This is a genomic window from Clostridium sp. CTA-6 (assembly GCF_054768115.1).
The window spans coordinates 101,124-125,816 of the sequence record NZ_BAAAAU010000005.1; the positions used below are offsets into that span (position 1 = coordinate 101,124).

Below are 24,693 nucleotides of genomic sequence, written 5' to 3' on the forward strand. Positions count from 1 at the left end.
AGAGATTTAATTTTTATGAAATATATTTTATTAGAGCGGTTTATTTTGTTACTAATCTTTAAACCTAGCTCAATTAAAATTAAATCTACTTTAGACACTCTCTTTTGTTATATTTATAAAATATAAAGCAGGAGACATAAAGAATGAAGAAAAAATACAATATTTTCAACCTAATTTTAAGTATAATTCAAATTATATTTATTTTACCAGCTTTAATTTTAGAAAACTTATCTAAAAAGAAAATGGGGGTTATAAGATATCTTGTTTTTAAAAAAGAAGAGTTTTCAGCAGGAATTTTTAATGCAAATAATTTAATAATATATAAATGGATATTATTGTTTATTTCAATAATTATAATTATAATTTTTATAGTAAATATGAAAAAGAAATTAAAATATAAAATGAATTTTTTTATAATAATATTGCTTAGTATAAGTTTATTTTTATTTGTAAGTTATGAAGAGATATTTAAGTTAGAAGCATATCATTTTTTTATAATAGAAATATTTATAATAATGATTATAGAATATATTAAACTTTTTATAAATATCTTTACCAATAGATAGATGTATTTATGAAGATGTTAATAATTTAATGAATAAGCCAATAGACTTTTTTACTATTGGCTTATTTATTTTATAAGATTTATTTAAGTTAATTATTTAAAATTATTTTTAAAATATTTTATTATAGTAAATAACGCTATTAATAGTATTATTTGTGTTAAAATAAAGTTAAACATATAAATAGTAGAAAAGTCATTCTAATAATAGAACAATTAAGCTAGTCTATATTAGATTTCTCTATAATACCATGATTAACAAAAAGTTTATAAACATAAATATAAAACCATGATAAAATTTAATATATTGTAATGAGCGATAATTATTTTAGTATATTTAGGAGGCAAAATAATTGATTAAAGATAAAAAAATTAAGTATCTAGATATAATAATACCTATAGTTTCTTCTTTAGTAATATCTTTTATATTAATTCAAATATTAAAAAATTATAATAATGTTTTTTCAGGAATAGGAAAAGTTTTTAAAATATTATCTCCATTCATTATTGCTTTTATAATAGCCTACATATTAAATCCATTAGTTAAGTTTTTTGAAAGAAGGTTTAAAATTAAAAGAAGCTTAAGTATACTCATATGTTATGTTATAACTTTGGGGATTGTAGCTTTAGTTTTAAGTATGATTGTACCTAAAGTTTTTCAAAGTATAATGGACATATTTCAAAATATCCCTTACTTTACAAATAAGGGATATGAAATGGTAAATAATTTATTGGCTAATGAGGAGATTTCTAATATAATAAATTCTTCTAATGTTTTTAAAGGGAATTATAAGGATTTAATAGACAAAATTGCTGGTTTTACTAGTGTGGGATTAAACACTATTTTAAATCAAACTATATCCTTTACTACCTTCATGGTTAATTTAGTTTTTGGGTTAATTATAGCTATATATGTTTTAAATGATAGAGAAAAATTTGAATATAATGGTAAAAGGGTTGTTTTTTTAATATTCAGAGAAAAGTATGGAGAAAAAATCATAGAGTTTTTTAGAACTGTAAATTCAATGATAAAGTTATATATAGGTATCAAAGCTTTAGATTCTTTAATAATAGGGCTTTTAGCTTTAATAGGGTTAATAATATTAAAATCACCTTATGCTCTTTTAATAGCTTTAATAGTTTGTGTAACAAATATGATACCTTACTTCGGACCATTCATAGGAATGATTCCAGCGGTGGTAATAAATTTATTTTATGTACCAGTTAAGGCTTTATGGGTACTAATATTTTTATTTTTACTGCAACAATTTGATGCATGGTATTTAGAACCCAAATTAGTTGGAGATAAGGTAGGATTAAGTCCATTTTTAATAATTTTAGGAATAACCATAGGTGGAAGTTTATTTGGTGTATGGGGAATGCTTTTGGCATCACCAGCTATGGCAGTAATTAAAATATATACTACAAAATTAGCAGAAAAATATAATATATAGTGTATATTATTGAAATAATTATTAATTGGGGGTGGAGTTATTATGAATAGGAAGACTACTATAAAGGATAAGTTAACCAAAAATATGATGGTTATAGTTTTCTGTGTATTTTTAATAATAGCTGCATGTACTTACATATTTATTAGCAAAGCTATAAAAAATATAGCAGTAAGCGCGGGGCCAGGACTTTCTACCATAGTATCTCGTGAGTTGGAGGGGAAGGATTTAACGGAGTTAGTAAGGGAAAAGGAAAATAGTGAAATATATAAGAAAATAGATGAAGCTATGACAGTTCTTATGTCCAAGGCTCAAGGAATAATAGATGATGCAGCTTTATTAATAAATACAAATGAAGATAAATGGTATTATGTTATAGATAAAAATAAGGACAACCAATCTAAATTAGGCGGTGAGTATTCAGATAAAGAAAAACTAGAAGGGATTAAAAAAGCACTAGAACTTAATACTACACAAGTTAATAATTCAAGTACAGATTTAGAAATATTTATACCTGTTAAAGCTAACAATGGAATAAATTTAGCTATATGTATAGGTGTAAACAATTCTGTTATAGCAAAAGCAAAATATATATTGTTAGGTATTTTGTTAATAATTATGGTAGTTTCATTAATAATTGTAAGACTTATAATAGGTGGTATAACTAGAAAACAAACAAAATCCATAACAGTACTTGTAAATAAAATGAAAGAGATGTCTAAATTAGAAGGGGATTTAACTAAGAGAATAGATATTGAAAGTAATGATGAAATTGGAGAATTGGCACAGTATACAAATGAAATGTTAGATACTATTCAACAAATATTAATAGATGTAAAGGATGTATCAGATAGATTAACTAGTGATAATAAAGAATTTAATAATGCCTTTAATAGATCAGCAGAGCAATTTCAAGATACTACAATGCTCACTAAAAATATAAATGAAAAAATATACAATCAAAGTCTATGGTTGGGGGACATATCTAACAGTGTAATAAAGTTCAATGATACTGTAAAAGGTGTGACCCTTAGTACAAAGGAAGTAGCGGTACAATCTGTAAATACTACTAATAGTGCCAATGAAGGAAATGAGTATATAAAAAAATTAGAGGCTCATTCCAATGATATTTCAAAGGTTGTAAATAAAACTTCAACTTTAGTTAATAGTTTAGGAAACAAATCAGAACAAATAAATGGTATAGCAGATACTATAGGGGCCATAGCAGACCAAACTAATCTTTTAGCTCTTAATGCTTCTATAGAAGCTATGCATGCAGGAGAGAGAGGCAAAGGGTTTGCAGTAGTTGCAGAGGAAGTTGGTAAATTAGCTTTTGAATCTTCAAAATCCTCAGAAGAAATATTTAATTTAATTCAGGAAGTAAGACAGGGTATAAAAAGTGCAGAAATTTCAATGCAAGAAGTTTCTAAAAAAACAATAGAGCAGGAAGATTTTATAAAAAATGTATCAGATAAATTTAAAGATATAGTGTATTCTATAGATAAGGTTTCAAAAAAAGTGGAGGAAGTATCTGAGGCCTCTGATAATATGGCTCTTAATTTATCAGATATAAAAAATCAAATAGAAAATTTAACTGGAGTATCAGAGGAAAATAGTAAATCTACTAACCAAATTGCATTAAATATAGAAGAACAAATTTCATCAATAAAACAATTATCAAATAGAACAGAGGAATTAGATACTGTATCTAGGGTATTAATGGACAAACTGGAAAAATTGAAACTAAATTAAAAATAAAATATAAGGTCAATAAAAAATATGTCCTGGGAAATATAATTAATTGCTAGGATATATTTTTTTATTAGTTAATATTATAATTTAGCATTTATATAAAAAAATTATGTTATTATGTTATGGCAGTAGAATTTAAATTTATGGAGGTAGTTATATGAATTTTAAAGATTATGAAAAAGAAATCAAAAGAACCGCAGGAGAATTTATAAAATTAGATAGAAATGGACTGAGTTTAGGGGCTATGGGGATATCTGGAGAAGCAGGAGAGGTAACTGACTATATTAAAAAGGTCTTATTTCATGGACATGAATTATGTGAGGATAAATTAATAGAAGAATTGGGAGATGTGCTTTGGTATATTACATATTTATCTAAGGTTATAGGGTCAGATTTAGAAACTATAGCAAATAAAAATATTGAAAAACTAAAAAAAAGATATCCAGAAGGATGGGATCCAGATAGAAGTATACATAGAGAATAATAATTAAAAATTTTATAAACTTTTTTGCAAAATGAATAATAAATCCTATATAAATTTCAAAAAAATATGATATAATAGAACTTAATTATATAAAATGCAAGAAAACTTAAATTCATGTTGCATATTTGGAGGTAGTAGAATGAAAAAAGAATTTTCTCTAAGTACAGGAAAGGCTATGATAAATTTTACAGCAAAATATTGTGATACTGCAGAAGCTTTGTTTAATAGCTATGGTTTTAAAAGGGTTTTACAAGCTTATATGAAAAAAATAAAAAAAAGAGAAACTAATGTATATAAGTACATAGAAAGTACTATGAATATAGATGATAGTGATATATTTTCAGAGGATGTTACTAATATATTTAAATTACTTATGGTTTTAAAAGCAGAAGAAATAAGAAAGTTAGAAGATAAATATGAAAAAGTGCTAGAAGATAAAGATAAATTTATTTTATTTGTAGAAGACCTTTATAATTTTTGGAGAAAACTTGAAAGATATACTATAGTTCAAAATAGCAAAATTGGAGATGGGCTTCAAAATGTTAGCTTTATAGATGCAAACAATAATTTTTCTAATCTTATATTAAAAACTTATAGAAAAATTGAAGAAAATGTTTTAGGAGAAAAGCCAAGAATATACAGACAATTGCCAGCAGGGGGCAATGCGGGCTTAATACTAAATAATTCTAGCTGGGATATGCCTAAAAATTATGAAATTTTAAAAGATATACCTTTTATAGAGTCTATATTATTAGACCCACCTTTTATAACTTATCCTAAAAAGAATACAAGAGATGGTATGTTTGAAGAAACTTTTCAAAATCCATTAAAAAATTGCAGAATAAATTTAGACCATTGGTTTTGCTATCCTGCAAAGGTAGGAACACTTTTAGCATATATATATTTCCATAGAGACTATATGGCTCATGGAGTAACTTTATGTAACTTATTTGAAATAGCTACAGAAGAGGAATATAGAGGGAAAAAACCAGATATAGTGTATGTTCTTGGAGCAAGGGATGACAATGAAAAAATACAAACAGTTTTCTATGATGACAAAGAAAATGATATTATGTTAGGGTATGTAAATTATAATGAAGCTATAGATTACTTTGGTTATATGAAAAAAATGACATTAACTCTTCATAATTTAATAATGATAAAAAGAGGATACTTACCAATACACGGTGCCATGGTTAATATAGTAACTAAAAATGACAAAACTGCTAATGTAATAATAATGGGAGATAGTGGAGCAGGAAAGTCTGAAAGTTTAGAAGCCTTTAGGGAACTAAGCGAAGATTATATAAGTGATATGACTATAATATTTGATGATATGGGTGTAGTTAAACTAAATAGGGATGAAAAACCAGTAGGTTCAGGAACGGAGATAGGAGCCTTTGTAAGATTAGACGATTTAGATACTGGATATGCCTTTAAACAAATAGATAGAAGTATATTTATGAATCCAGATAAGGTAAATGCTAGATTAGTTATACCTGTGGCAAGTTATAAAGAAATAACTACAGAATATCCAATAGATTTATTCTTATATGCTAATAACTATGAAGCAGATGGAGAAAATTTAGAATTCTTTAAAGATGTAAATGTGGCATTAGACACCTTTAGAGATGGTGCAAGAATGGCTAAAGGAACCACTACTGAAAAGGGATTAGTAAAAACTTATTTTGCAAATCCTTTTGGACCAGCACAAAAAATGGAAGATACAGAAAAATTATTAGTAGAATACTTCAATAAATTCTTCCAATCAGGAGTGAAAGTTGGACAATTAAGAACTAGATTGGGTATAAGCGGTATGGAAAAGGACGGACCTAAAAAAGCGGCTATAAGTTTACTAGAAGAAATAAAAAATATATAGTTTGTTAATTATAACAAACTAAAGATAAAAAACATTAATGAACCATTCATGTTTTTAACAAGTTTTAAATTTTATTTATTAAAAGTTTTCTATCCAGGAGAGGAATCATTTTTAAAATTCACTCCTGGATTTTTACGTTCTAGGGTGGTGAACTAGGTGAATTTTTAATTCTGCCACATTAAGAATTACTAAAGATTATTCATATGGTTTATTACATATATATATTACTGCTATTAATATATAAATTTTGAAAGTGAGTTGCAAGGATGATATTTTTAAATTTTAGTAAATACCTACCAATTTAAGTTTAAATACTTAATAATTTTTTATATATAGGTTTGAGGGGATATTAAAACATATTCTAAAGTAAAAATACCCTAAAATAAAAAGAAAAGGATACTTAATAATAAAAGTATATAAAAAGAGAAAAGTTAAAAACTATAAGTAGAATATAAAAAGAGGAGGAAAAAATTCATGAAAGATGGATCATCAGCAAAGGCAAGAGCAAAGGAATTGCTTTTAGAAGGAAAAAGTAAAGAGTTTATAATGGATGAAACTAAATTAAGATTAAAAGATGTTAAAAGAATAGAAAGAGAAATAACAGAAAAGCTTTAAAATAAAAATAAACATTCATAACACTATGCTTAGTTATGGATGTTTATTTTTATTTTATTATATATTAATAATAAGTTAAGTTAATATTTAAATTTATTTAATTTATTAGTTTTAAAATAAAGTTATATTCAAATAAATAAATGTCTATCAAAATATTATAAATTTGAAAGGAATAGATTTAATGGATATACTTCGATTAATAAATGAGGTAAATAATAAAAGTAACGAAAAGAATGATAAAATAGCTCCCGTAGAAATATTAAAACAATTTAAATCTGGAAGATCTAAAGCATTAGTGTTTTTAGTAGAATATGGAGAAGACAATAAAGTAGGAATTATGAAATTTACTGATTGTAAAGAAGCCAAAGTATTTAATGAAGCCTATAAGGTAGCTACCAATAATAATATGCAAAAGTATATAGCAGAATTAATATGTAGCTATAACATAACCTATAATAATAAATTGATAAGTGCTAATTTATATGACTTAGCTGGTGATAATATATATAATATTGAAACTTTTTTAGATAAGGTTTTAAGTGAACAAGAATTAAAGAAAAATGTTATATCAAAAATAGGTAAGTTTTGTTTTACTTGGAATAAGGAGCATAAGAAAAAATATTTAACTCCTATGGAAATAGTAAAAAATGAGATGGCTTATAGGTATATGGATAAAAAGTATAAAGAAGCTTTTAAGAGTATAGGTGTTTCAAAGGATATTCAATGGGTATCCATAGATGGTACTGAAGAAATATTACCTAATCCCTATTATTATTTTAATGATGAAAATTTTTGGGGAGATTTAAAAATAACCTGTTTAACTTCCTATGCGCATGGAGATTTTCAAGGAGATAACGTAATAATAACAGAAGAAAAACCTATTATAATAGATTTTTCTGATTTGCTTAAGGATTGTAATGTATTTCATGATTTAAGATGTTTAGAAGCTATAACATTAGGAGACTATCTAGACATATATGAAGTAAAACATAGACAGCAATGGCTTAAAGTATGTAAAAGTGTAAGCCAAGATATATTAAAAGTAGATATACCAGACGGAAAAGGAATGAGTCTTTTAAGAGAGCTTATTCCACTTTTAAGGGAAAATTTAAAAATAATAGTTTCAGATATGCGTAATGTGTCTTATAATCCTAGTTTTTTTGTTGCAGGAGTTGCAGCAGGGCTAATAAACATGAGAAAGTTTATGGATATAGATAAGAAAAGAGCAGCCTTTATTTATGCAGCTTATAATTTAAAAAGTATGCTAAAGGATAAAATGGTTAATATGTATAATCCATCCCTAGATTCCTGTATGGTATTTAATTGGGTAAAGGAAAATCAAGCCAATAAATTAATAAATTTAAAAGAATTAATTGCATAATGAAGTGAAGTCAATATGTGGTTATATTTGTTTGGCAAAGAATATATTATTTCATATAAAACTTATAGGAGTTTATTTAAGAAATAATTATCAAAATAAAATAAATTTATAAAAAAGATTGTTGCACTTTGTGTAGCAGTCTTTTTTTCTACTTATGTTCACTAAGGTTATAATATATTAATTGGTTAAAGCTGGTCAGTTTAACAGATTATAAATATTAATTATAGTTGAAGCTATACTGATAAAATAATGCAATAACCTGTCAATATTAAGCGTGATATAATAATTTTTGAAGACGTTAATCAAATAATGAAAACATATAGAGAAAAATGTAAAATACGTTAATGTAACTATTTATTTTTGAAGTATTTAATTTAAGAGGAGGGGGAAAATGAAAAAATTAAGATCAATAGTTTCTGTATTTCTAATAGGAATTTTGACATTAGGATTAGTTGCCTGTGGTTCAAAAAAAGAAGAAACTAAAAATACAGAGGAGAAAAAAGATTTAAAAGGCAGCACTATAAAAATCATTGCTACATCAGAAGACTATAAGCCAGTATTTGAAAAATTCACAAAAGAAACTGGCATAAAAGTTGAGTTTTTATCTATGTCTTCAGGAGAAGTTATATCAAGAACTAAGGCTGAAGGTGGAAAGCCTATGGCTGATGTATGGTTTGGTGGTGGATTGGATGCATTTATGGATGCGAAAGATTCAGGATTATTAGAAAAATACATACCAGAAGAATCTAAAGATATAAAAGAAGAATACAAAGATAAAGAAGGATATTGGATGGGAAAAGGTTTAACAATAGTAGGTTTTTTAGTTAATAAAGATGTACTTAAAGAAAAAAATCTACAGGTACCTAAAAATTGGGATGATTTAGTTAAACCAGAATATAAAAATGAGATACTAATGTCTAATCCAGCAGTATCTGGTACAAATTATGCAGTAGTAAATGCTTTATTACAACAAAAAGGAAAAGATGAAGGTTGGAAGTACTTTGAAAATTTAAATAAAAATATATCTTACTACTCTAAAAGAGGTAAGGATCCAAAACTAAAGACTACAGCAGGAGAGGTAGCTATAGGCATAACTTATATAGATAATTCTATAGTAAAATTAGAAAAAGAAAAAAACATGCAAGTTATATATCCAGAGGATGGAATACCATGGGTTGTAGAAGGAATGGCTATATTTAAAAATGCCAGCAATCTAGAAGGTGCTAAGATATTTGAAAACTGGGTATTAGAGAAAGAAACCCAAGAAGAACTAGCTAAAATAGATGGAAAAGATGGAGCTATGCTTGTTAAACCAGGAGTTAAAGGCATAGATTTAAAAGTACCAAAGGATAAATTAATGAAAGAGGATTTATCTTCTTTTGGAAAAGACAGAAAAGAAATACTTGATAAGTGGAAAGCCATGATAGGTAACAAGTAATATGAATAGGAAAAAATTAAGGGTATCTAATAAGCTAGATACCCAATTTTATAATATTTTAGATAAATTTCTAATAATACTAATAATATTATTAGTACTTTTATTTATATTTTGGCCAATTATTTGTGTCATAAAAGAAAGTTTTTTAAGAGATGGTAATTTTACCTTGAATTTATATAAAGATGTATTTAAAAATAATAAAAAACTTATATATAATAGTGTGTTTATAGCGTTAGTGTGTACAATATTTACTACTTTAATTTCTATATCTATTGCTCTTTATGCTAGTTTTTCATCAGGTAGGATAAGGAAAATTATCACAGTTACTTTAATGCTTACAATGATATCACCACCCTTTGTGTCATCACTAGCATACATAAATTTATTTGGAAGAAGAGGTTTTATAACTCATGGAATTTTAAAATTAACTCTTAATACATATGGTTGGCAGGGCATTGTTATAATGGAAACCTTAGGTTTGGTATCTATGTCGTCCTTATTATTAATAGGTATAATAAGGGGAGTAGATAAAAATTTCATAGATGCTTCTTTAGATTTAGGAGGAGGTCTTAATTATACTTTAATAAGAATAGTTTTACCAATTATAAAACCAGGTATAATAGTTGTTGCTCTGTTAGCTTTTGTAAGAAGTTTATCAGATTTTGGAACACCAATGATTATAGGAGGTTCCTTTCAAGTTTTATCTACAGAAGTTTATATGAATATAATAGCTAATGGAAACTTCGCTATGGCTGCAGCAATGAGTGTACTTATATTAATACCCTCTTTAATAGCTTTTTTAATATATAGATTTTACATAAATAAATTTGAAGTGTTTTCTAAAGATAGTAAAAAACTTTTTTCTGAAGGATATGAATATAAATTAAAGGGAACTTTCGCTATTATTTTAAAAATAATCACTTGTTTATTTTTATTAGTAATGGCATTGCAATATACATCAATATTTTTAAGTGCTATAACAAAATATAAATTTAATAAAATGCATTTTACTTTAGATAGTATAAAAAGGGTTTATGAATATAATTTAAGTAGCTTTGGAAGAAGCATAATATATTCATTAATTACTGGATTAATAGGTAGTCTATTAGGGATTTTTATATGTTATTATGTGGATAGAAGAAAGGTTATAGGTGGAGAATTTATAGATTTTATATCTACATTACCCTATATAATTCCTGGAACATTTTTTGGAATAGGATATATATTTGCATTTAATAAATATCCTTTGGAATTTACAGGCACAGCTTTCATAGTAATTGCAAATTGTATATTTAAACAAATTCCTATGACTACTAAGGTATCTTCAGCAGTTTTATCTGGAATAGATTCACAAATAGAAGAAGCGGGAAAAGATTTAGGAGCATCTAATATATTTATAATTAAGGATATAATATTGCCTATGCTAAAACCAGCTTTTTTAGTTGGTTTTATAAATAATTTTACATCTACTATGACCACTATAGGAGCAATAATATTTTTAATATATCCAGGGCAAAAGGTAGCTACAGTGGAAATGTTTGATGCTATACAAAGTGGTGAGTATGGTGTAGGCTCTGTTATGGCATCATTAATAATTATAATTACGGTTATTACGAATATATTGTTTACAAAGTTTATTATAGGAGGAAAAGATGTATCTAAAGATAAAAAATTTAGTTAAAGCTTTTAATAATATAAAAGTAGTGGATAATATTAATTTAGAATTGGAAAAGGGTAAATTATTATGCCTTTTAGGTCCAAGTGGTTGTGGTAAAACTACTACCCTTAAAATGATAGGTGGATTTTTAAAACAGGATAAGGGTAGTATCATAATAGAAAATGAGGATATCTCAAAGGTTTCACCAGAAGTTAGACCTGTTTCTACAGTTTTTCAATCCTATGCTCTTTTCCCTCATATGAATGTAATGGAAAATATAATTTATGGATTAAAATTTAAAGGATATAGTAAAAAAGAAGCTTTAAAAAAAGGAGAAGAATATTTAAAAATAATAGGATTATCTGAATTTAAAAATAAAAAAATATCTCAATTAAGTGGAGGACAGCAACAAAGAGTAGCATTAGCAAGATCATTAATACTTAATCCTAAAGTGCTCTTATTAGATGAACCTTTAAGTAATTTAGACGCTAAGCTTAGGGTGAAAATGAGAAAGGAAATAAAGGAAATTCAAAGTAAGTTTAATATGACTATGATATTTGTAACTCATGATCAGGAAGAAGCTTTAAGTATTGCTGATTATTTAGCAGTAATGAATAAAGGAGAATTAATTCAGGTAGGAACTCCAGAGGAAATATATAATAATCCTAAGAATGAATTTGTAGCATCTTTTATAGGAAATATAAATAAAGTTAATATAAATAATAAAATAGAACTTATAAGACCAGAACAAATAACAATTAATAAGAGTCGGGGAGATAAAAAAGGTAGGATTAAATATAAACAATTTTTAGGATCTTATGTAAATTATTTTGTAGAAACTAAAGATGAAACTATAGTAGTACAAGATTCTAATAGTAAAAATGGAATTTTAAAAGAAGGAGAAAATGTATATCTTAATTTTTTCAATAGTTAAAAAGGATTTATTGCTAAGTGATGTTTTTATACTTAGCAGTAAATCCTTTGTTTTAATATGAACTTTAAAAAATATTATTTTTTATAGCCATAAGATAGTATTCTACTATGGATTTAAATACAAAATAATAGGATAAGTTCATAGCTACTATATAAGAAAATGAGAATATGTAAGGAGTTTTAGAGTTATCTTCCATTATATTTTTAAAGCCATTATATAATACAACTATAACAAGTATATGACCTAAAGAATATACAAACATAGAAAGTATGGAACTTAAAAATGCTACTATAACTGCCAATACTGTAAAAGTTGAATATATTACAAGAGATATTAAAGAAACCTTTAAATAACTTTCAAACTTAATTTGTTTTTTCATTATTAAAGTAACTATTACATACATAGTTAACATTATTAATCCGTAGAATAGTACAATACCTAAAACATACCAAAATAATAGTTTTGAAACAGGTATCATTTTGGATATCATTGCTTGAATTTCTGTAGATAGTGCTGCTCGCTCATGAAAGGATAAAGCGTTATCTATAAAACTTGAAAAGAAAGTTATGAATCCAGATATAAACTTCTTTATTGAAAAAGAGGTTATAAGTCCAGATATTAATGTAAGAATTACAAAGTACAAAGAAGTTATAGAAAGATTCATATTTTTTATAGATTCATTAAATTTATTTACAGGATTTTTTAAAGAATTAATAAAAAAATTTAAAAAATTAGTAAATTCATTTTTAGCTTTCCCATCTTTAAAATTTGTTGGTTTATTACCTGCTACAGGAGAACCACAGTTTGTACAAAACTGAGCATCCTCTGGAAGTTTATTTCCACAATTAGAACAAAACATAAAATCACCTCTTTAGTATTAATAGTATTAAAAAAAAGTTAACAAATAATGCTACTAAATTATAACATAAAGGATAATCTTTTAAAATAAAATGTATAAAATAATGGGATATGTATGAGTTTATGATATAATATGCATATAATTTTTAAAAAATAGAAATAAATTATGAACAAGTTATAAGCTAAAAAAGGAGGAGATGCATAAAGTTTTGTCCTAAATGTGGTTTAAGATTAGATGGTAAAGATATATATATGAAGCTAATATTACATAAGATTTTTTAGTACTAGAAATACTAAGCTTTATCTTCGATACTAATGAAGGTACAGTTGTAACTAAAGAAATATATGATATAACTAAAGGACATGGCAATACTAGTACAAAGGATTTTAAAAATACTTATAAATTTATAAGAAAACCAGATGGGCAATTAATGCTAACAGTAATAGTAAAGTAAAATGGAGGGGAATATGAGTTACTGTGAAAAGTGTGGAACAAAGTTAGAGGACAAAGATAAGTTTTGCAAAAAGTGTGGTACAAAGGTAATTAAAGAACATCCAAAGGAAAAAACCTTAGAAGAAACAACTTTGGAAAAAGAAAATACATCTGAAGAAGAAATGGACAAACTAAAAGATAAAAATAATATAGATGAGTCTACTATATTAATTAATTCAGAGGATGTTCACAATGAATTAGAAAAAACTTATAAAACTATGGTTAAAGAGAGAAACAGAGAAAGTTTTTCTAAAGAAGACTATGATGAAATGGAAAATGATGATTTTGAAGAAGATGATGATGAAGACTATGGTAATAAAAATAAGAAGATTTTAGTTTTTACATCCATTTTTGTTATAGTGATATGCTTTATAACAGCATTTCTATTTAAAGATAATATAATGTGTAATCACTATATAAAAAAGGCAGACAAGGAAATGTCCGAAATAGAAAAAATACGTAATTATAATAAAGCATTAGGCTATAAATACAAAGATGAAATAATAAATGAAATTTATGAAACTGTTAAAAATACAGAGGATTTTGAAGAAAAATTATCTGGAGTTTATAAATTAAAAGAAGAAGATAAAAAGAAAGTACTTAATAAAATATTTAGTTATAAAGCTAATGATAGTTTTCAAAAAGAAAACTATGAAGAATGTGCTAAGTTATTAGAAAAAGCAAAGAAAAATGGCTACAATATTAAAGAGTTTGCCAAATATAATGAATTATTAACTAAACTTAATACAGAAGACAAAAAACAGTTTGAAGACAATTCTTCAAGCCAATATACTTATAAAAATTCAAATCCTACAATAGGAGAAAGTCATGTAAATAGTCTAGGCGATGTTTATTATAAGAATCATAATGAATATAATAATCTTCAAGGATATATTGTCCCTCAAAGTAATCAAAGATACTTAACAGAGGATGAATTAAAAAATTATGATAAATATACATTGGATCTAATTAGAAATGAAATATATGCAAGATACGGATATGCCTTTAAGGAAGAACCTTTTAAAAGCTATTTTAGTAATAAAAATTGGTATGTTAAAGATGAAAGCTTTAAAGGTGCAGATTCAGAATTAAATAATTATGAGTTGAAAAATATTAAACTTTTACTAGAGTTGTCTAGTAAAAAATAATATAAGTATTATAATCATTTAAATATAAAAGATTTAGTGAAATAATTAAAAGTATAGTCATTTTATTTATTAATTTGACTATACTTTTTTATTTTAGATAAAAATCACATATAATTTTTACCCATAAGGAAGATTATATCACTTTAAGATTTAATGTGTTGAAGAAAGATGAAGGAACTTGGTTAAGGAATGATTTAAATGATTATAAAGAGAGGTAATATTGGTATAAGAGCTTTAATTATTGTATAGAACTAGATTATTTAATTATTTACTAAAATGTACGTTTAAAGCATATACTATTTTTATATATGTATATGCTTTAAATTATGGTAAAATTATATTAATTGTATTAGTATAAAAAGAAAAGTAAGGGGTTGTTTTTTTATGTCAGAAGAAATAACAATGAAGGATATGATGGAAGAAATAAATTCTTCAATGAAAAGAATTCATAAAGGAGAACTATTAAAAGGAAAAGTAATTTCAGTTTCAGATAAAGAAGCCGTATTAAATATAGGATACATATCTGATGGAATATTGCCTAAAAAAGAAGTTGTAGATAATGAAGATGTAAATCTTAAAGACATAATAAGTAAAGATGATATAATTTCTATTTGTGTATTAGAAGTAAATGATGGTGAAGGAAATGTACTTTTATCTAAGAAAAAAGCAGAAATTATAGAAGCATGGTCAAATTTAGAAAAAGCCTTTAAAAAGGAAGAAATACTAGAAATCAAAATAGAAGAGATAATAAAAGGTGGAGCTATAGGACATATAGAAAGTATAAGAGTATTTGTACCGGCTTCTCAAATAGATAATAAATATGTTAAAGATTTAAACGTATTTAAAGATGAAACAGTAAAGGGAAGATTAATAGAATTAGATAAACAAAAGGGAAAAGTAGTTTTATCTAGTAGGATAGTAAAAGAAGAAGAAGATGCCAAAAGAAAAGAAGAATTATGGAATAGTTTAGAAAAGGGACAAAAGATAGATGGGGTTGTAAGAAGACTAGAAAAATTTGGAGCCTTTGTAGATATAGGTGGAATGGATGGATTAGTTCATAATTCTCAGCTATCCTGGGGAAGAGTAAACCATCCTTCAGAAGTAGTATCTATAGGAGACAAAGTAGAGGTTTATGTTTTAGATTTTGATAAGGATACTAAAAAAATAGCTCTATCTTTAAAAGATGTTAAAAATGATCCATGGAATACAGCAAAGGATAAATATGCTGTGGGTAGTGTAGTAGAAGGAACAGTAATTAAATTATTGAACTTTGGAGCCTTTGTAGAAGTGGAAAAGGGTATAGAAGGGTTAGTTCATATATCAGAAATAACTGACGAAAATATAGCTAAACCATCAGAAAATTTAAATATAGGTGATAGAGTTAAAGTAAAAGTATTAGAATTAAACTCAGATGAAAAGAGAATGTCACTAAGTATAAAAGAAGCAATAGACAAACCAAAGGAAGATTTTTCAAAGTATGATGATTCTAGAGAAGATGATGTAACTTTAGGAGATTTATTTGGAGATAAGTTTAAAGATTTATTTTAATATATAAATAAATTATCACTTCAACTTAAGAAATACGCATTACTAGAACATCTACATGATAGGTTTTAGTAATGCTATTTATATAATGAATTACTAAAGGAGAATAATATGTATATTAATAGAACAGAAACAACAGTTAGATATGTAGAAACAGATCAAATGCGGGTAGTACATCATTCTAATTATTATCCATGGTTTGAAATAGGAAGAACAGAATTTACAAAGGCTACAGGTATGAAATATACAGACATAGAAAACATAGGAGTTATGATGCCTTTAACAGAGAGTTATTGTAAATATATGAAACCAGCAAAATATGAGGATGAGATTATTATAGAAACTTCTATAGAAAAATTAACCCCAGTAAAGATCATATTTAGTTATAAAATTATAAAAAAAGAAAACAATGAATTATTAGCGAAGGGTAGCACTACTCAAGCTTTTGTAGATAAGAATAATTTTAGAGTAATAAATTTAAAACAATGTAATGAAGAATTATGGAATAAATTTATGGAACTATATAAATAAATTATCATTAAAAAATGATCTATGATAAATTTTATTTTGAAAATGTATTGATAATGGTATAATTTATGTACATAATATAGTTAAATTACAATTTTATATTCTTATAGAAATTATCTAAAAATTTACCTAATTAATATAATAAAAACTAAAATTTATATAAAAATCCTATAATAGGGGGTATTATTTTGAAAATACAAAGTGAAAAAGTAGCTAAGGCTTCAGTTAAAATGGCAATTTCTTCAAGAGAGGAAGAAAAGATATTAATAGAAAAATTTAAGGCAAAAGATATCTTAGCTACAGCAGTGGATGTAGGTGGTAATATAAATTCATCTATGACCAAAATAATAGAAAGAGCATTAGTAGCATCCAAGAGATGTGGACTTATAAAAGATTGTCATGTAGATGATGGAGCCGTAGTTGGAGCTACAAGAGAAGCTTTACTTCAAATTATGGAAAAGGCTAATGGATTAAATGTAGGTGGCAAAATAGGAATAGCAAGGTCAGAAGAACATATAAGTGTATGTATATTTATGAGCATAGGTCTTTTACATTTAAATGAGGTAGTTATAGGATTAGGGCATAGATCAATTCCTAACATTTAATATGACTTCAAATGTTTTTTAGATAATTTATGAATAAATATATAACTATAATAGTATAAAATAATTAAATAATTTTACAGTTTAATAAAAATAATTCATATCTATAGACTTATTTTAAAAATTTGGGATAGTATATTTTAAAATATAAATAAGTGCACTATTAGAGGTTTTTATCTATTGGAAAAATTGTTTGATTAAAAATACACTATTATGGTTTATATATAAATATTGACAAGTGTATATTATTTATGTTATTATTCTTAACTATAAGATTAAAGCACCATAAATCTTTAATCTATAATATTTAAATTGGTAAACAATAAAAATTAAAAAATATGATTATATTATTAAATATATTATATTTTAAAACTTAAAAGTATATAGACTAATATTATAAAGAGTTATAAGGTTAGTCATAGTTAAGTAGTATGGTAGAAGTAGGATTATTAAATATAAGATTTATTAAAATAAGCTTATATTTCTAGGAAGTATTAGTAGAGTAGTGTAGTATGTTAGATTAAAAATAATATATAGATTTTTAACTTAATAAGTAGATTATAGAAATAAATTAAGTGAATTTTAATATGACAATATAAAAATTAATATAGAAAATGGCATTTAATTAATAAAAAAATAATATATAAAGTAGTATGGAAGTAATAAAAAGTATTGTTATGTAACAATATAATTTAAAAACAGTAGTATGGTAGTTTACGGTAGGAGATATTGTAGTCTTTAAATTAAAGGCTTTATTTGAGTACTCTTCTGCTGGAAGGGTTTTTTTATTTATGCAAATAAAATCTTTGCTCCTTATTGTTTTTCATTATATTTTGCAAAATAAAAATATATAAATTAAAATTTTGGAGGATGGTAGTATGGTAGTAAAAAGAAAAATTTCAATTCTATTGGCACTGATTCTTTCAGTTGCTATCTTTGGAGGTTGCTCAAAAATCTCCAGTTCAAAAACACTAAAGGATAAAAAGGTTATAAACATAGGTATAGCTCAAATTATAGAGCATCCAGCTTTGGATTTAACTAAAAAAGGATTTGTAGATAGGTTAGCAGAAAAAGGATTTAAAGATGGAGAAAATATAAAAATAGATTTTCAAAATGCTCAGGGGGATATGGCTACAATTCAAACTATAACTCAAAATTTTGTAGCTCAAAAAAATGACATTATATATGCAATAGCAACTCCTTCAGTACAGGCAGCCTTTAATGCCACTAAAAAAATACCTATAGTTATGACAGCTATTACAGATCCTGTAGAATCAGGAGTTGTAAAATCCTTAGACAAATCAGGTACTAATGTGGCTGGAACTTCAGATAAAATATCCATAGAGGAAAATTTTAAGTTAATAAAAGATATATTACCTGGGAAAAAGACCATAGGAATATTATATAATACTAGCGAAAAAAATTCTGAAATACAGGTTAAAGAGGCAGAAGAAAAGGCTAAAAAATTTGGATTTAAAATTGTTAAAAAAGGTATAACCAATGTTAATGATATTCATCAATCCTTAGCTTCTATATTAAATGAAATTGATATTATGTTCATTCCTACAGATAATACAGTGGCTTCCTCTATGCCATTTATAAGTAATGAATGCGATAAGAAGAATATCCCAATAATAGGATCAGAAAAAGCCCATGTAGAAGGGGGTGCATTAGCTACATCAGGTATAGATTACTACAAATTAGGAAAAGAATCCGCAGATGTGGCTATAGAAATTATAAATGGAAAAAATCCTAAAGATATGAAAGTGAAATTTATGAAAGAAACTAAATTGTCAATAAACCCAGATGTGGCTAAAAAGTTAAATATAAAAATACCAAAGGATATAGAAGATAAAGCTGAGAAGGTCAAAGGAGGGAAAAAATAATGGATATTTTATTAGCAGTATTAGAGCAAGGATTTATATTTTCCATTGTTTGTTTTGGAGTATATATAACATATAAAATATTAGATTTCCCAGACCTTTCTGTAGACGGAACCTTTCCTTTAGGAGCAGCTGTTGCAGCAGCTTTTCTAGTAAAGGGATATAGTCCAGTTTTAAGTTCTTTAATAGCTTTAATAGCAGGGGCTATAGCAGGGGGAATAACAGGTATATTACATGTTAAGTTAAAAATAACTAATTTACTTTCAGGAATTTTAGTTATGGTTGGATTATATTCTGTTAATTTAAGAATAATGGGAAAATCAAATATACCTTTATTTAATCAAACACACTTATTTTCAGATACTATGAACCCTATAATTATAATTACAGTGTTTCTTTTAATATGTAAAATCGCTTTAGATTTATTTTTAAAAACAAAGACAGGATTTATATTAAAGGCTACAGGAGATAATGAACAGTTAGTACTTTCTCTTGGTGTAAATAAGGATTTAATAAAAATAATGGGGTTAATGATATCTAATGCATTAGTGGCATTAGGAGGAGCTTTAATGGCTCAATATCAAGGATTTTCAGATGTAGGAATGGGTACAGGTATAGTAGTTATGGGCCTTGCATCTGTAATAATAGGGGAATCTTTATTTGGAAGAATAAAAGCTTTAAATGCCACTACAAGAGTATTATTGGGGGCTTTAGTATATAAGTTAGCGGTGTCAATGGCATTAACTGTAGGGTTAGCTCCTACAGATTTAAAACTTGTAACAGCAGTAATTGTGGTAATAGCTTTAAGTTTAAACAAGAATCCTTTCAAAACAATAAAAAAACAAAAAACTAAAGAGGGAGGGATTTTAAATGCTTCAAATACAAAATCTGCACAAAGTGTTCAATAAAAACACTGTAAATGAAAATAATTTATTTAATGATCTAAATTTAGATGTAAAAGAAGGAGATTTTATAACTATAATAGGAAGTAATGGAGCAGGAAAATCTACTCTTTTAAATATGATATCAGGAAGTATAAAACCAGATCAGGGCAAAATAAACTTAGAAGATAAAGATATAACTTTTAGTAAGGAATATGAAGTTTCAAAATATATAGGTAGAGTATTTCAAGATCCATCTAAAGGAACGGCACCTTCTATGACCATATTAGAAAATATGTCTATGGCAGAAAACAAAGGAAAAAGATTTGGTCTTACCTTAGGGATAAATAAAAAGAAAACCTCTAATTTTATAGATATGTTAAAGGAACTAAATTTAGGATTAGAGGATAAATTAAATGTGACTGTAGGATCATTATCAGGAGGTCAAAGGCAGGCACTATCATTAATTATGACAGCTATGAATAAACCTAAAGTGTTGCTTTTAGATGAACATACAGCAGCACTAGATCCTAAAACTTCTAAAAGAATAATAGAAATAACAGAAAAAATAATAGAAGAAGAAAAAATTACAGCTTTAATGGTAACTCATGATTTAAATCAAGCTATAAATGTAGGAAATAGATTAATAATGATGCATAAAGGTAAGGTAGTTCTGGATATAAAAGGGGAAGAAAAAAAATCTTTAACTAAAGAAAAATTGCTAAAATGCTTTGAAAATCTTAATATAGAAGATGGATTAAGTGATAGGACTTTATTTTCATAGTTATAACTTTAATGTAATACTGAATAAAATAAAAATGAGAATTTAATACACCAATTTATTAATTTATAATATGCAGCTCTTAGGGGCTGCTTTATTATTACTAAATTTAAAAAGCTTTTATATAAGTTTTGCAACCCATGATTTTTACTTTTGAGATATAAAAGTACTATTAGTTTATGAAATAATCATATAAATCTTTTATATATGAATACCTAGTATATAATTTTAATAAAAGTGAAAAATCATTTTAAAGATTATACTTATGTTTCCAATTTGATGATATAATTAATGTAGCTAATAATCTAATTATCGTTAGGGAGGATTGGCATGCTTAGATTAATATACATAACTGTTTATGGGGGAATGTGCTTATTTATGCTATATTGTGCATATAGTTCTATAGTAAAAAAGAAAATAAAAATTTATGTTGGAGAACATAGGAAGATAACAGATAAAGAGAAGCTTTCTAAGGCTTTAGGAATAAATTATTTATTTCTTTCTATATGCTTTTTTATTTATGCTGTACTATTATTTTTAAATAAAACACCTAAATATCCTATATTCACCATGGCGTTTATAGTTCTTTTTATGACACCTTTTATATTAGTAAACAAATATACTAAAAATTAAAAATATAATTTATATTAAAAGTGCTGATTTATGTAAATAAACCAGCACTTTTAAGTTTTTACAAATTTACCACATTAATAAGACATTTCAATAATTTCTTTATTAAATAACATAATTAACCTATAAAGTTTGTTTTTCTATAACATTAAATTAATTTATTTTTATAATTTAATAATTAATAATAATTTACATGCTTTGACATAGAAATTTGCCATAATTATAATTATATGTAATGAAGTTATAATTTCTTTGTAGATATTTCATTGCAATAAATAATTTATATAACAGATAATTTATACAATAATCTTTATTACAATATATTACTAGTATATGTTTTTCATAAGAATAGTTTTTATAACATTGGATAACATAATTTAATAAAAGACTTTTATTGTAATTGGCAGTTGTATTTGTAGAGGGAGGAATTTTTTAATGGATAATCCTAATATTCAACGTATAGAATTAGAACATATTTATGGTAAAATTAGCCCTTTTGAGCTTAAAGATAGATTAATTAGTCTTGCTAAAGAAAGTCAGATAGAAAAAAGTGCCCATGCTCTTTTAGATGCAGGAAGAGGAAATCCAAATTGGACAGCAGCAGCTCCTAGAGAGGCATTTTTTGCTTTTGGTCAATTTGCAGTAGAAGAAACCCGTAGAGTATGGAGCGATGGTGCTTTAGCAGGCATGCCAAAAAAAGAAGGCATTTATAAAAGATTTAAAGAATACATAGAGAAACATAAAGGGGAGCCAGGAATAGAACTTTTAAATAATATAATTCATTATGGTATAGATTTTAAAGGATTTGATAAAGATTGTTTTGTATATGAACTAGCGGATGGAATTATTGGAGACAACTATCCAGTTCCAGATAGAATGTTAATTCATATTGAAAAATTAGTACAGGACTATCTTATGCAAGAAATGTGTTATAATAAACCCTTAAAAGGTAAATTTAATTTGTTTGCAGTAGAAGGAGCTACTGCGGCTATGTGTTATATATTCGATTCTTTAATTGCTAATGAGTTGTTACAAAGAGGAGATAGAATAGCTCTTATGACACCAATATTTACTCCTTATCTTGAAATACCACTAATACCTCGTTATAATTTTGAAGTAGTTAAAATTAGTGCAACAGAGACAAAGGAAGATGGAACCCATACTTGGCAATATCCTGATGAGGAATTAGAAAAATTAAGAGATTCAAGTATTAAGGCACTATTTGTAGTTAATCCTAGCAATCCACCTTCTGTAGCCATAGAATCAGATTCTATAAATAAAATAATTCAAATCGTTAATGAGAGCAATCCAAATTTAATGATAATTTCTGATGATGTATATGGAACTTTTGTAGACGAATTTCGTTCTTTAGTAGCGGATTTAGCTTTTAATACTATAGGCGTTTATTCTTTTTCAAAATATTTTGGAGTAACAGGATGGAGACTTGGAACCATTGCGCTTTATGAAGAAAATGTATTTGATAAATTAATAAGAGAATTACCAGAGGATAAAAAAGAAGCCTTGAGAAAGAGATATGGAGCTCTTTCTACTAACCCAGAAGAAATTCTTTTTATTGATAGGATAGTGGCAGACAGTCGTCAAGTAGCTCTTAATCATACAGCAGGATTATCTACTCCACAACAAGTTCAAATGGCCTTTTTTTCCGTGTTTGCAATATTAGATAAGGAAAGTAAATATAAACAATTGACACAGCAAATATGTAGACATCGTCAAAAATTATTATACGAGGGCTTAGGCATAAAATTTGAGAGAGAAGAAAATGATGCTTCTTATTACACAGAGTTTGATTTGCTTCAGTGGGCACACTGCAATTATGGAGAGGATTTTAGTGCTTATTTAGAAAAAAATTATAAACCTGTAGACATACTATTACGCTTAGCAGAAAAATCTTCTATAGTATTATTAGGTGGAGGAGGATTTCACGGACCAGAGTGGTCCATTAGAATATCCCTTGCCAATTTAAATGATGAGGCTTACTCTAAAATAGGTAAAGTTCTTCATAATGTATTAGATGAGTATGTTAAGGAATGGAAATGTTATAGAGATTTACAAAAATAAATTATTATTTTAAATATAAATCTTAGTATAAAAGATATCAAAATAGATTTAATTTTAAGAACCCAAATTACTGAACACTAGTGATTTGCCATATTAAAATTAAATCTATTTTATTTTAATAGGCCTTTTACTAATATATGATTTTGTTTTGTTAATTAGATTTTTGACATATATAAACTCCTGCAACTATTAAAGCTGTTGATAAAATTGTTATTATAGTTATTTTTTCACCTAATATTATAGCTGATAGAACTATAGAAGATATAGGGACTAAATTTACAAAAATAGAGGTTTTGGAAGGCCCTATTTGTTTTATGGATATTTGTTGAACTAAATAGCCTATAACAGAAGCAAAGATGCTCATGTATAAAATTGCTATATATGAATAATAGGGAACCTTATTTATTAAAGATAAAGGTTTCTCATATATGACAAAAGGAATTAAAAATAAAGTACAAAATAAAAAACTGTAAAAGGTTAAAGTCATTGGAGAATATTTTGGCATTACCTTTTTGCTAAAAACCCCATAAGAAGCCCAACATAATACAGCTATTATCATTAAAATGTCACCCTTATTAAAATTAATATTAAAAATATTAGCTATAGCACCATTAGTTATGGTTAAGAGAACTCCAGTAAAGGAAAGAATAATTCCTATAATTCCTTTTGAACTTAGTTTATCTTTAAGAAATATAACACTTAATATGCAGGTTATAATAGGGTTAGATGCAGCTATTAAAGATGAATTTGTAGCTGTAGTGTATGTAGAAGCCTTAAAAAAGAAAATATGATAGCCAACCATTCCTACTATTCCTGTAAATAAAAATACTGGAATATCTTTTTTCTTTAGTTTATATATGTTTTTTTCTTTAATAATAATTATGAAAAAGAGCACTAATGTAGCTATTAAAAATCTTAAAAAGGTCAATGTGAAAGGTGGAATAAAAGGTGCAGAAAGTTTTGCAGCAATAAAAGCTCCACCCCAAAATAAAGTAGATAAAATCATTAAAAAATATACTTTAGAATCCTTCATAAGTAATCCCCCTTATTATAAAATACTATGATAGTTTTTATTAAAAATTATTTTTTAATTATAAGGTAAATTTATAGTT

21 protein-coding genes are annotated in these 24,693 nt (G+C 25.9%); 19 read left to right on the plus strand and 2 right to left on the minus strand.

What is annotated here, in order from left to right:
• The first annotated feature begins 143 nt into the window (after window positions 1–143).
• The 10 genes from ACYUDJ_RS09170 (at window position 144) to ACYUDJ_RS09215 (ending at window position 12,153) form a co-directional block, all read left to right on the plus strand.
• Window positions 144–566: a hypothetical protein gene (locus ACYUDJ_RS09170; RefSeq protein WP_043031735.1), complete on the plus strand. Its 423-nt coding sequence runs from the start codon at window positions 144–146 to the stop codon at window positions 564–566.
• A 349-nt stretch (window positions 567–915) separates the two neighbouring features.
• Entirely contained in the window at window positions 916–2,016 is a 1,101-nt protein-coding gene (locus ACYUDJ_RS09175) for an AI-2E family transporter (RefSeq protein WP_003487204.1), read from the plus strand.
• 42 nt (window positions 2,017–2,058) lie between these two features.
• Window positions 2,059–3,765: a methyl-accepting chemotaxis protein gene (locus ACYUDJ_RS09180; protein ID WP_003487202.1), complete on the plus strand. Its 1,707-nt coding sequence runs from the start codon at window positions 2,059–2,061 to the stop codon at window positions 3,763–3,765.
• Window positions 3,766–3,922: 157 nt separating this feature from the next.
• Window positions 3,923–4,249, plus strand: a complete 327-nt coding sequence (locus ACYUDJ_RS09185; RefSeq protein ID WP_003487200.1) for a nucleoside triphosphate pyrophosphohydrolase family protein — start codon at window positions 3,923–3,925, stop codon at window positions 4,247–4,249.
• 139 nt (window positions 4,250–4,388) lie between these two features.
• Window positions 4,389–6,128, plus strand: a complete 1,740-nt coding sequence (locus ACYUDJ_RS09190; RefSeq protein WP_042385343.1) for a phosphoenolpyruvate carboxykinase (ATP) — start codon at window positions 4,389–4,391, stop codon at window positions 6,126–6,128.
• 474 nt (window positions 6,129–6,602) lie between these two features.
• Window positions 6,603–6,743, plus strand: coding sequence for a hypothetical protein (locus tag ACYUDJ_RS09195; protein ID WP_003487196.1), 141 nt, complete (start codon window positions 6,603–6,605; stop codon window positions 6,741–6,743).
• 181 nt (window positions 6,744–6,924) lie between these two features.
• Window positions 6,925–8,124, plus strand: coding sequence for a hypothetical protein (locus tag ACYUDJ_RS09200; RefSeq protein ID WP_460289547.1), 1,200 nt, complete (start codon window positions 6,925–6,927; stop codon window positions 8,122–8,124).
• 391 nt (window positions 8,125–8,515) lie between these two features.
• Window positions 8,516–9,562, plus strand: coding sequence for an ABC transporter substrate-binding protein (locus tag ACYUDJ_RS09205; protein WP_043031736.1), 1,047 nt, complete (start codon window positions 8,516–8,518; stop codon window positions 9,560–9,562).
• A 1-nt stretch (window position 9,563) separates the two neighbouring features.
• Entirely contained in the window at window positions 9,564–11,243 is a 1,680-nt protein-coding gene (locus ACYUDJ_RS09210; protein ID WP_043031737.1) for an ABC transporter permease, read from the plus strand.
• Entirely contained in the window at window positions 11,215–12,153 is a 939-nt protein-coding gene (locus tag ACYUDJ_RS09215; protein ID WP_003487189.1) for an ABC transporter ATP-binding protein, read from the plus strand. The genes ACYUDJ_RS09210 and ACYUDJ_RS09215 overlap by 29 nt, the downstream gene beginning before the upstream one ends.
• Window positions 12,154–12,217: 64 nt before the next feature.
• On the opposite strand, the gene ACYUDJ_RS09220 is transcribed toward ACYUDJ_RS09215, so the two are convergent.
• The gene (locus ACYUDJ_RS09220) at window positions 12,218–13,012 is read right to left on the minus strand and encodes a zinc ribbon domain-containing protein (RefSeq protein ID WP_043031738.1); all 795 of its coding nucleotides are present in this window, start codon (window positions 13,010–13,012) and stop codon (window positions 12,218–12,220) included.
• Window positions 13,013–13,479: 467 nt separating this feature from the next.
• Here ACYUDJ_RS09220 and ACYUDJ_RS09225 point away from each other — a divergent pair, with 467 nt between their 5' ends.
• From ACYUDJ_RS09225 to aspD, 9 genes are all read left to right on the plus strand, one after another.
• Window positions 13,480–14,652, plus strand: coding sequence for a YARHG domain-containing protein (locus ACYUDJ_RS09225; RefSeq protein ID WP_043031739.1), 1,173 nt, complete (start codon window positions 13,480–13,482; stop codon window positions 14,650–14,652).
• A 384-nt stretch (window positions 14,653–15,036) separates the two neighbouring features.
• Window positions 15,037–16,200, plus strand: a complete 1,164-nt coding sequence (gene rpsA / locus ACYUDJ_RS09230; RefSeq protein WP_043031740.1) for a 30S ribosomal protein S1 — start codon at window positions 15,037–15,039, stop codon at window positions 16,198–16,200.
• Window positions 16,201–16,308: 108 nt separating this feature from the next.
• Window positions 16,309–16,728 (plus strand): acyl-CoA thioesterase, encoded by a 420-nt coding sequence (locus tag ACYUDJ_RS09235; RefSeq protein WP_043031741.1) that lies wholly within the window; start codon window positions 16,309–16,311, stop codon window positions 16,726–16,728.
• A gap of 185 nt (window positions 16,729–16,913) precedes the next feature.
• Window positions 16,914–17,330, plus strand: a complete 417-nt coding sequence (locus tag ACYUDJ_RS09240) for a HutP family protein (RefSeq protein WP_003487178.1) — start codon at window positions 16,914–16,916, stop codon at window positions 17,328–17,330.
• Between the two features lie 875 nt (window positions 17,331–18,205).
• A complete protein-coding gene (locus tag ACYUDJ_RS09245; RefSeq protein ID WP_043031742.1) occupies window positions 18,206–19,213 on the plus strand; it encodes an ABC transporter substrate-binding protein in 1,008 nt (335 codons plus the stop codon).
• Window positions 19,213–20,118, plus strand: a complete 906-nt coding sequence (locus ACYUDJ_RS09250) for an ABC transporter permease (protein ID WP_003487176.1) — start codon at window positions 19,213–19,215, stop codon at window positions 20,116–20,118. The genes ACYUDJ_RS09245 and ACYUDJ_RS09250 overlap by 1 nt, the downstream gene beginning before the upstream one ends.
• Window positions 20,081–20,875: an ABC transporter ATP-binding protein gene (locus ACYUDJ_RS09255; RefSeq protein ID WP_043031743.1), complete on the plus strand. Its 795-nt coding sequence runs from the start codon at window positions 20,081–20,083 to the stop codon at window positions 20,873–20,875. The genes ACYUDJ_RS09250 and ACYUDJ_RS09255 overlap by 38 nt, the downstream gene beginning before the upstream one ends.
• A 327-nt stretch (window positions 20,876–21,202) precedes the next feature.
• On the plus strand, window positions 21,203–21,505 hold the full coding sequence (locus ACYUDJ_RS09260; RefSeq protein ID WP_003487174.1) for a hypothetical protein: 303 nt from the start codon (window positions 21,203–21,205) through the stop codon (window positions 21,503–21,505).
• Window positions 21,506–21,937: 432 nt separating this feature from the next.
• Entirely contained in the window at window positions 21,938–23,581 is a 1,644-nt protein-coding gene (gene aspD, locus ACYUDJ_RS09265) for an aspartate 4-decarboxylase (protein ID WP_003487173.1), read from the plus strand.
• 151 nt (window positions 23,582–23,732) lie between these two features.
• On the opposite strand, the gene ACYUDJ_RS09270 is transcribed toward aspD, so the two are convergent.
• A complete protein-coding gene (locus ACYUDJ_RS09270) occupies window positions 23,733–24,614 on the minus strand; it encodes a DMT family transporter (protein WP_003487172.1) in 882 nt (293 codons plus the stop codon).
• Window positions 24,615–24,693 lie beyond the last annotated feature (79 nt).

Bases quoted from the DNA above. Each gene is read 5' to 3' on its own strand.
- ACYUDJ_RS09170 (WP_043031735.1), top strand. From the start codon at position 144: ATGAAGAAAAAATACAATATTTTCAACCTAATTTTAAGTATAATTCAA.
- ACYUDJ_RS09180 (WP_003487202.1), top strand. From the start codon at position 2,059: ATGAATAGGAAGACTACTATAAAGGATAAGTTAACCAAAAATATGATG.
- ACYUDJ_RS09185 (WP_003487200.1), top strand. From the start codon at position 3,923: ATGAATTTTAAAGATTATGAAAAAGAAATCAAAAGAACCGCAGGAGAA.
- ACYUDJ_RS09190 (WP_042385343.1), top strand. From the start codon at position 4,389: ATGAAAAAAGAATTTTCTCTAAGTACAGGAAAGGCTATGATAAATTTT.
- ACYUDJ_RS09195 (WP_003487196.1), top strand. From the start codon at position 6,603: ATGAAAGATGGATCATCAGCAAAGGCAAGAGCAAAGGAATTGCTTTTA.
- ACYUDJ_RS09200 (WP_460289547.1), top strand. From the start codon at position 6,925: ATGGATATACTTCGATTAATAAATGAGGTAAATAATAAAAGTAACGAA.
- ACYUDJ_RS09205 (WP_043031736.1), top strand. From the start codon at position 8,516: ATGAAAAAATTAAGATCAATAGTTTCTGTATTTCTAATAGGAATTTTG.
- ACYUDJ_RS09210 (WP_043031737.1), top strand. From the start codon at position 9,564: ATGAATAGGAAAAAATTAAGGGTATCTAATAAGCTAGATACCCAATTT.
- ACYUDJ_RS09215 (WP_003487189.1), top strand. From the start codon at position 11,215: ATGTATCTAAAGATAAAAAATTTAGTTAAAGCTTTTAATAATATAAAA.
- ACYUDJ_RS09220 (WP_043031738.1), bottom strand. From the start codon at position 13,012: ATGTTTTGTTCTAATTGTGGAAATAAACTTCCAGAGGATGCTCAGTTT.
- ACYUDJ_RS09225 (WP_043031739.1), top strand. From the start codon at position 13,480: ATGAGTTACTGTGAAAAGTGTGGAACAAAGTTAGAGGACAAAGATAAG.
- rpsA (WP_043031740.1), top strand. From the start codon at position 15,037: ATGTCAGAAGAAATAACAATGAAGGATATGATGGAAGAAATAAATTCT.
- ACYUDJ_RS09235 (WP_043031741.1), top strand. From the start codon at position 16,309: ATGTATATTAATAGAACAGAAACAACAGTTAGATATGTAGAAACAGAT.
- ACYUDJ_RS09245 (WP_043031742.1), top strand. From the start codon at position 18,206: ATGGTAGTAAAAAGAAAAATTTCAATTCTATTGGCACTGATTCTTTCA.
- ACYUDJ_RS09250 (WP_003487176.1), top strand. From the start codon at position 19,213: ATGGATATTTTATTAGCAGTATTAGAGCAAGGATTTATATTTTCCATT.
- ACYUDJ_RS09255 (WP_043031743.1), top strand. From the start codon at position 20,081: ATGCTTCAAATACAAAATCTGCACAAAGTGTTCAATAAAAACACTGTA.
- ACYUDJ_RS09260 (WP_003487174.1), top strand. From the start codon at position 21,203: ATGCTTAGATTAATATACATAACTGTTTATGGGGGAATGTGCTTATTT.
- aspD (WP_003487173.1), top strand. From the start codon at position 21,938: ATGGATAATCCTAATATTCAACGTATAGAATTAGAACATATTTATGGT.
- ACYUDJ_RS09270 (WP_003487172.1), bottom strand. From the start codon at position 24,614: ATGAAGGATTCTAAAGTATATTTTTTAATGATTTTATCTACTTTATTT.